Genomic DNA, 5,587 nt, shown 5'->3' with positions numbered 1-5,587 from the left:
AAAATTTGCGGTTTTCCACAAAGTCCTTGCAGGTTTTTCGAAGTCACTCTCCGACAACTTCAGTCCGGATTGCAGACCGCGAGCGTTACCTCTCGCAATCGTCATGGATCCAGCAATGGAAATCAGAAGATAGCCCGTCGCCGCAGTGATCACTGCGCATTCTTTACCGTTGTCTGCGCCGGAGGTTGCACCAGCTTGTATCCGGCCGGAACGTCGAAGTGAGATGAATCGACGGGGGCCGATGAGAAGTTTGAAGTGGTGATCTGCGTTTCCATCAGGATTGCGCTGGTTGGCTGGGCCTGCGCCCCATTCTGATTCTGGTCTGGGGGTGGGTCCTGCTTCTTCTTGCCGAATCCGCCGAAGCCGAAGTGGCTTGTCAGAGCTGAAGTCATGCCCTGCTTGGCTACATCGCCGGCGCTGGGCCCCGCAGGCTCGGCGGGGGTTGGAGCTTCAGATGCGGCGGGCAGCGGCTGGCCGTTGGTCGTGGTGCCCATGCGCATCACCTGCATGATCGGAACGCCATCGAGCTTCTGCATCTCCTTGGCCATGTCGCCGAGCGCCTGACCCGCACCCGGATTCTGCGCCAGCATCTTGCTGAAGTCGTAGCCCAGGCCGATGGTCCCGGCATCCACCATCTTCATCGCCATGCGCTTGTAGAAGTCGCGTACCTGGTCGTAGCCGGGGATCTCCGGCACCATCCACATGTCATTGGTGATGGCCATGTTGCCGGATTGCTGCGTCTGCGTGTCGGTCGCCGTCATGGTCATGGTAAGAATGGCTTCGTTGCTCTGGAGCCCGCTGATCTCCTTTTGCGCGCCGGTTTTTCGCACCTTCACGTCGAAGCTCATCTTGACGTTCTGTGCGTCGGGCTTGGCGGGTTCAGGCGCCGGTTGTGCGGCCTGCTGCTTCTGTATCTGCTGGTGCGCATTCTCCATGGCCTGCTTTATCTGGTCGAATGTCATCACCGTGTATGTCTTTTTCTGCACATCGATGTTGGTGATCGTTTCCTTGTCGAGATCGATGATCTCGATGGTTTCGGGAGACACATTGGCCAGGCGGTTGTCCTTGAGGTAGATGCTGGAGACGATGGGATCACCCATGTGGCGCGCCTGTGAACTGATGAAACCAACCGACTTCATCATGTGCAGCAGCGAGCCGCCGGTGAGCTGCGTGGTCTGCTGGTAGGTGTAGTCTGCGGCGGGTAGTGTGGCGGGCACGGCGAGAGCAAGCAAGAGCGCAACGCGCTTTGTAGAGGGGAGCATCGTGATTCCTCCAGATGGGTTCAGCGGCAAAGGCGAAGACCGGCAGCGAGCCGCTCGAATGGCTCGGAGTGTACCCGCACCGATAGTGCGCGTCAACGGGAATGCGTTTCAATCAATCATGTGAGTCCCGGAAGGCGCCAGCTTACTCCCCCAGAGTGGCCATGTACTTCGATGGAGCGCTGACAAGAAGGCGTAAATACCGGCCTTCAATCCGATGAACACAATCAAGGAATGAATCGGACAAGAAAATCACTTCTTGGATTTGTGCCTGACTAGTTCTCTCTGGATCACTGCGATTCTGGAAGTCGATCCCCTGCGGGTCGCCTGCGATACGTCCCAAGTCAACACTGCCCGGACCACACGCAAAGACATTGAACTGGCAGAACTTACAGTTGTGTCTGCCGTCCGTCGAGATGTAGCCTCCGGCGAGTAAGGAGAGACTTGAATGAAAGTGGGCGTACGTGAACTTCTGCTCGTTTCTTGTTTTCCCGCGATGGTGCTTTGCTTCACATCCTGCAAAAGCACCTCGGATACCGGGCTTAAGGAGGGAGTTAGCCTGGCAACCGATGCATACATCTATGGTTACCCGCTGGTCACGATGGACATGACGAGGAAGCGCCTCACCAATGTCGCAGTTCCCGATGATGCGCATGCGCCGGTGGGTCAGATGCTGAAGCTTCGTACTTATCCCAGCGTGGATAATCACGCTGTTACGGCGCCGAACGCTGACACCCTTTACACGATGGCATGGTTCGATGTGTCGCGTGAGCCGTGGATCCTCAGTGTTCCTGATATGGGAGATCGATACTTCCTGCTACCGCTGCTGAGCGGCTGGACAGATGTTTTCCAGGTGCCGGGAAAGAGGACGACTGGTGGCAAAGCTGCGAAGTACGCGATCACCGGACCCGGATGGTCGGGCAAACTTCCAGACGGGGTAACGGAATACAAGTCCCCTACAGGCATGGTTTGGCTGCTTGGCCGAATCTACTGCACGGGTACGCCGGAGGATTACAAAGCAGTTCACGCGCTGCAAGACAAATTTGAACTGGTTCCGCTGAGCTCTTATGGGAAGTCCTACACGCCGCCGCCGGGTGAAGTCGACAGTAACCTCGACATGAAGACGGCAGTGCGCGACCAGGTAGACGACATGAGCATCGAGGAATACTTCACCTATCTCGCGCGCCTGATGAAGGACAATCCTCCTGCAGCGGCCGACGCACCCATGGTTGAGAAGATGGCTAAGATTGGCATCGTGCCGGGAAAGGACTTCGATCCGAGCATCCTGCGTTCGCTCGATCAGGAATTGATCAAGGCTGTTCCGAAGATCGCGCAGGCAAAGATCATCGAGCACTTGAAAGAAGCTGGAAAGCCCATCAACGGGTGGATGTTCACCACGAATGCGGGCACGTACGGGACAGACTACATCCAGCGCGCTCTGGTTACCGCGATCGGGCTGGGCGCCAATCGTCCGCAGGACGCGGTTTATCCTACCGGCGAGAAGGACTCAAAGGGTGACAAGTTTGACGGAGATGGGCACAACTACGTGATGCACATCGACAAGGGCCAGATGCCGCCGGTGAACGGGTTCTGGTCGCTGACGATGTACGATTCGACGTACTTCTTCGTGCCAAATTCGCTCAATCGCTACACGGTGAGTTCGCGGGACAAGTTCGTTTCGAACCCGGACGGATCGGTGGATATCTATATCCAGGCGCAGTCGCCCGGCGGATCGAAGGTGGCCAACTGGCTGCCGGCCCCGAAGGGAAAGTTCGTCCCCATGTTGCGGCTCTACTGGCCGAAGGAAACGCCGCCTTCGATCATTGACGGTACGTGGAAACCTCCGGCGATTTCTCCAACAACCTAGGTTTTTTCACAATTCGGGCATTCGAGGTATTCAACATTCGAACTATCCGGAGCTCGGTTTGAACGGCTGCAGGAGGCGCGTGCCGGGCAGCGATTCGAGTGCGCGCTGACAATTTTGCCAATTATGAGGTCCTGAACGATGGGTGATGCTCACGTCTGCGTCGATTATTTCGTGCCTTCAGCTTTCGCTCATCCCGGGAAAGCTGATCGCACCTTCCTACGGCTCTGATCCGAATTCGCGCGCTTATCTCTGCGTCTTCGCCGAACGCGCATACCAAGTCCAGGATTTCATGCCGTTCCCCGGTTTCGCGCGCATTGTCGTGAATATTTGCCCACGATGTGACGCGCAACGACGCCGTGTTTTAGTGGGTGCACGAGTATGAGCGCATTGGACCTCGCCAGGTGATTACTGTCCTGCTATTTGCCTGCGAGAATCATCTTTGCCCGCTCCACCTGGTTGGGATAGAGATTCGATGGAACCACGATTCCGTGAAAAGCAAGTTGGAACCGGGCGCACTTCTCTGGATGTTCAAGGCAGAATGCTTTCTTCATCATCGAAGCAGCCGCGGGCATGGTTGCCATCTTGTCTCCACGTCAGGCGGATTTGCGTTTGGCTGACTTGGCAGGTGTCTTCACGATGCCGATGCCCTTGGTGGGAGCTTCCTTCACGCTCTTCGGTGGCTTCTTGGCCGAGCTCGCGTCGGCTTGAACGCTCTTGCGCAAAGCATCCATCAGGCTGACCACATTGCCGGTGTGCTGCCTGGCTGGCGCCTCATCGATGGGCACGGGCAGGTGATTGACCTTGGCTTCAACGAGAGCCTTGACCGCTGTTTCGTAGCCATCTTCGAATTTATTGATGTCGAGCTTAGCTGACATGCGGGCGATCAGCGTTTCGGCAAGCTGAAGAGAGTCGGGATCGATGGCCGGCTGCTTGATATCGCGGAAATAGTCGGCGCGGTTGCGCAGTTCGTTCTGATAGCGGAGGGTGTAGGCCACCATGCCCGGACTGTCGGCGCCGGCGGGCATCAGGGCGATGATATTTTCGCGACCAGAGAAGGACACTTTGCCAATGGCGGCCTTGCCAGTCTTTACAAGTGCCTCCCGGACAACATTGAAGGCCTCCGCCGACATGTCGTTTTCAGGCGTGACGAAGTAGGGCTTCTCAATGTATTCGGGGTGCAGGTCGGCGATGTCGACAAATTGCGAGACGGCGATGGTGTGCTTTGAAGGGATGCGCAGGTTTTCAAGTTCGCTGGGCTCGATGATGACGTATTTGCCCTTGCTGTATTCGTAGCCCTTAACGATCTCGTCGTTCTCAACAGCCGTGGTGGCCTCTTTGCTTTCGGCGGCGCTCTCAAGCACCTTCTGGTGGCGGATCCGCTCGCCGGTGCGGCGGCTGATCTGGTGAAAGCTGATCTGGCCCTTGCTTTCGGTGGCGACGTAGAGGCTCACTCCAAACGCCACGAGCGAGATCTGAACGTTGCCCGACCAATAAGGACGTGCCATGAAACCTCCAATAAGGGCGGGCCGGAAACAGCGTAGGAAGCACAGACCCGCAGACTGAGGAGTTTAGCGCATTTTGTAAACGTCGGAGAAGTGTATATCTAGTAAACGACAGGAGTTTCGTCTTGTCTTCGCCTACATGACCAGCGGCGAAAGTGAGTCGCAAGACCGGTGGATCAGCCTGGGAATCAAGCGGGTGGAAGACCGCCCCACTGCCAGAAGGCGGTGCTTCCCGCCTGCGCGATCCAGGCCGATAGCTGGGGGTCGGGACGGCGCTTGACGTAGGGCACTGCCCAGCCGATCACCGCGCCGGAGATTTTGTCGGGCATGTTCTGCTCGACGCCGGTGGCTTTCGCGAAGATCTCAGGATGTTGCAGACCTTGTTCGCAGAGATTGACGAGCCGATCGATGGCGTGTTGATTTTCGGAGTACGTGTCGATGCCGTTGGCTTCTCCGAGTTCGGCCAGCATGATGAGGGGCGCGAGGGCGTAAAGGTGGTAGTGGAGAGCCATGCCGGCGCGCTGGAGTTCGCGGGGCAGTGCTCCGCTGGGTCCGATCTCATCCACGCCGGCTTTGAATGCTTCCATTCCGAAGTGGAACTCGCGGGTGTCATTGCGTGCGATGCCGGCGGCGCAAACGGCGAGTCCGGCCCAATAGCGATGGTTGTTCCAGGCGTCGCTGTTGGGATTCTTCATCTTGTCGTCGACATAATCGCGAACCTGGTCAGCGAGGAGTCCAAACCACTTCTGGATTTCCTTGTCGTTCTCAGGAGTTTCTACGCCGGTATTGCGAACCTTGAGGTACGCCATGGCGGTGGCGGCCAGCACCCACTTTTGCACGTAGTGAGCCTGGCCTGTTGGCATGGTGGCCGACCACGCCTTGGCAGCAGCGGCCGCGGAAAGCAGCGTGTAGACGCACTGCGCACCGGCGCGGCTGCCATGTCGAATGTAAGCATCGGC

5 protein-coding genes are annotated in these 5,587 nt (G+C 57.4%); 1 reads left to right on the top strand and 4 read right to left on the bottom strand.

Annotation, left to right across the window (positions count from 1 at the left end):
* Nucleotides 1–149: 149 nt before the first annotated feature.
* Complete coding sequence (locus WA354_RS08480; RefSeq protein ID WP_472812570.1) at nucleotides 150–1,262, bottom strand: hypothetical protein; 1,113 nt, start codon at nucleotides 1,260–1,262, stop codon at nucleotides 150–152.
* Between the two features lie 445 nt (nucleotides 1,263–1,707).
* On the opposite strand from WA354_RS08480, the gene WA354_RS08475 reads away from it, so the two are divergent.
* Nucleotides 1,708–3,126 (top strand): DUF1254 domain-containing protein, encoded by a 1,419-nt coding sequence (locus tag WA354_RS08475; protein WP_472812569.1) that lies wholly within the window; start codon nucleotides 1,708–1,710, stop codon nucleotides 3,124–3,126.
* 416 nt (nucleotides 3,127–3,542) lie between these two features.
* Here the strand turns inward: WA354_RS08475 and WA354_RS08470 are convergent, their stop codons facing one another.
* From WA354_RS08470 to WA354_RS08460, 3 genes are all read right to left on the bottom strand, one after another.
* On the bottom strand, nucleotides 3,543–3,707 hold the full coding sequence (locus WA354_RS08470) for a hypothetical protein (protein ID WP_472812568.1): 165 nt from the start codon (nucleotides 3,705–3,707) through the stop codon (nucleotides 3,543–3,545).
* Between the two features lie 12 nt (nucleotides 3,708–3,719).
* Nucleotides 3,720–4,631 carry a non-homologous end joining protein Ku gene (ku, locus tag WA354_RS08465; protein ID WP_472812567.1) on the bottom strand — a complete coding sequence of 304 codons (912 nt, stop codon included), beginning with the start codon at nucleotides 4,629–4,631 and terminating at the stop codon, nucleotides 3,720–3,722.
* A gap of 185 nt (nucleotides 4,632–4,816) precedes the next feature.
* A partial coding sequence (locus tag WA354_RS08460) for an alginate lyase family protein (RefSeq protein ID WP_472812566.1) occupies nucleotides 4,817–5,587 on the bottom strand: 771 nt, incomplete at its 5' end.

It is taken from the genome of Occallatibacter sp., assembly GCF_049802275.1.
In the GTDB taxonomy this organism is placed as follows: Bacteria; Acidobacteriota; Terriglobia; order Terriglobales; family Acidobacteriaceae; genus Telmatobacter.
The sequence above is the reverse complement of the archived record's forward strand: the minus strand, read 5'-3'. Positions and strand labels throughout refer to the sequence as shown.